3 protein-coding genes are annotated in these 2313 nt (G+C 57.6%); 1 reads left to right on the top strand and 2 read right to left on the bottom strand.

What is annotated here, in order from left to right:
- The first annotated feature begins 264 nt into the window (after positions 1–264).
- The gene (locus GY937_00855) at positions 265–1398 is read left to right on the top strand and encodes a glycosyltransferase family 4 protein (protein MCP5055254.1); all 1134 of its coding nucleotides are present in this window, start codon (positions 265–267) and stop codon (positions 1396–1398) included.
- A gap of 63 nt (positions 1399–1461) precedes the next feature.
- Here GY937_00855 and GY937_00860 read toward each other — a convergent pair whose 3' ends face one another.
- On the bottom strand, positions 1462–1929 hold the full coding sequence (locus GY937_00860; protein MCP5055255.1) for a transposase: 468 nt from the start codon (positions 1927–1929) through the stop codon (positions 1462–1464).
- Positions 1930–1942: 13 nt separating this feature from the next.
- Positions 1943–2200, bottom strand: a complete 258-nt coding sequence (locus GY937_00865) for a hypothetical protein (protein MCP5055256.1) — start codon at positions 2198–2200, stop codon at positions 1943–1945.
- Positions 2201–2313: the final 113 nt, after the last annotated feature.

A 2313-nucleotide genomic window follows, 5' to 3' on the forward strand; every position in this document is an offset into this window, starting at 1 on the left:
CGCCGAGGCACGCCCCGAATTTGCGCCGAGGACCGAGCCTCATCCACCGTAAGCGACATCCGTCAGGATCAATCGCCGCACAGCACCCTGGAACCATCGAAAGTCAGCTTCTCAACTGATTTTCATGCATAGTCCGGGCTATAGACCCATTCAGGGTTCGCCGGTGCTGCCTCCGAAACGAAGTGCCGATGCTAGAATCGATCTGGTATAAAGCCTTCCACCTCGAACTCCTCAGCAAGTCCTAGCGTGGCGAGGAGGGTAATCGTGGCAGCAGAAGTAGGGAGAGCGGTGTCTGAAAAGGGTCATTCTCGTCCCGGAGTTCTCATCTATGGCTCGTTCCAGCCTCCTGGGAAGCCATGCGGTGTGACCGCGGCGATGCGGAGCTCGGTTGAATCGCCGCTGCGCAACTTCTACGAACTCGAGGTCATCACAACGCATCGCTCGGGAACGAATCGAGGCGTCGTTTCGCGTCTGTGCTTTGGGCTCTGGCTCTTTGGCTCGAGCTGGATTCGGATGTTGCGAAGTGGTGCCGCGGTGGTGGATGTTCATGCAGTCAGTGATCGCGATTTCCTGAAGCATGCAGCCGTTGTGCTTGCAGCCAAACTCGCGGGGCGTCGCTGTGTATTGCGAGTTCATGGTGGGGATTTCGATCGTGTCTACGATCGAGGTTCGTCGCTCAATAAATCCATCATTCGTTGGATCCTGCGTCTTCCCGACAGCGTTGTATTGCTTTCTCGCCACTGGGCTGAGGTCATTGCGCGGATCGAACGCAGCGCGAACTGCTGCGTAATTCCAAACTCGATCTGCTGCGACGAATTTGAATCGATCGCGACGCGACGGCAAGAAGGCTCCAGGCAGGTCTTGCTCCTTGGAAATCTCTGCGAGAGGAAGGGACACTTTGATGCTCTCGAGGCGACCTATGTTTTGCGCAGGCGATTTCCCGACGTCGAGCTTCTTTTTGCAGGAGCCGAGCGAGACGAGGGCTCGCTTGAGGCATTGCGAGCTCATGCGGATACACTCGGTTTGAACGGAGCTGTTCACTTTCTGGGGCCTGTATTCGGAGACGCGAAGGATCAACTCTTTGCGGATGCGGGAGTGTTCATCCTGCCCTCGCATGCGGAAAACATGCCGATATCGATCATGGAGGCGATGGCCGTAGGACTTCCAGTTGTTGCATCTCGCGTGGGCGCGGTTCCTGACATGCTCGAGGATGGAGTCACGGGCTTACTGATTGATCCAAGAGATCCTGATGCGCTTGCGGAAAGGATTGCCACTCTGTTTGAAAACCCGGAGGAGTGCGCTCGAATGGGAAGAAGAGCTCAGACGAGCGCCCGTGACGCCTGGGATCAGAGTATTGTCGCCGAGAAGAACGCAACGCTCTATGCGGGACATCCGTAAGAAAGTAGGGCGTTGGTGCGCGAATACGGACGGGGCGATAGCTCTCCCGCTCTGCACCCCAACTCACGGACCAATCGCGACGGATACCGGCCTACCGAAACCTGTCATCCGATTGAGAATGTTGCAAGCCATCAGCGCCTCGACTTCCTGCGCCTTCGGATGACGACCGCGAAGTCCTGGACCAATGATCGTCTTGTACCGAAAGAAGGTATTCTCGACTCTCGCTTGCTGATGATATCCCGATTCCTTCTTCCACTGGCGGCGCCCGATCTCCTTCACCCTCATGATTGTGCAATCGCGAGCACAGGGCTGTGGCCTCCGTCTCCGTGATCTCGTCGCTGTCTCAATCAGCGGCACGACGACTTTGGCGCCGCGTGCTCCAGCAGCATCGTAGATCGCGATCGTGTCATAGGCGGTGTCTGCGGTGAGGCTATCAATGTCATCGTCCACGTTGTCGATCAGCGCAAGAGCGGTCTTCGCGTCGTCAGCGCTTCCACTTGGTGGCGGCCCACTCGCCTTCGCCGACGACAGATAGGTTCAGCCGCTATACGGCTGAACCGTACAAAGTGACGGAGTTCACCAGTAGGCCGGTGCTGTCGACGATCAGATGGATGGGGCTGTAGTGTGCGACCCGATGTAGTTCGACATTGAGCCTCTGACTCCGGCGAGAAAGCGTGGTGTGATCGGGAGCTTCGAGATCAACGTCCATCAGAGACAGAACCGACCGCAGAAATCCCTCCGCTTGGCGCAGTGGAAGGTTGAAGACAAGCCGAAGCGGAACCTGCCAACGACTTTGAGACACTTCGGGTCTCGATTTAGTGAGCACCTCCTGGTTGTAGCCCCGTGGTCTGGGGCGGGTTGATGTAGACGGCTTCGGGCAAGGTTGCCGGCTGGGGGCAGCCTCGCGGGAAGCGC

It is taken from the genome of bacterium (assembly GCA_024228115.1).
Classification (GTDB): domain Bacteria; phylum Myxococcota_A; class UBA9160; order UBA9160; family UBA6930.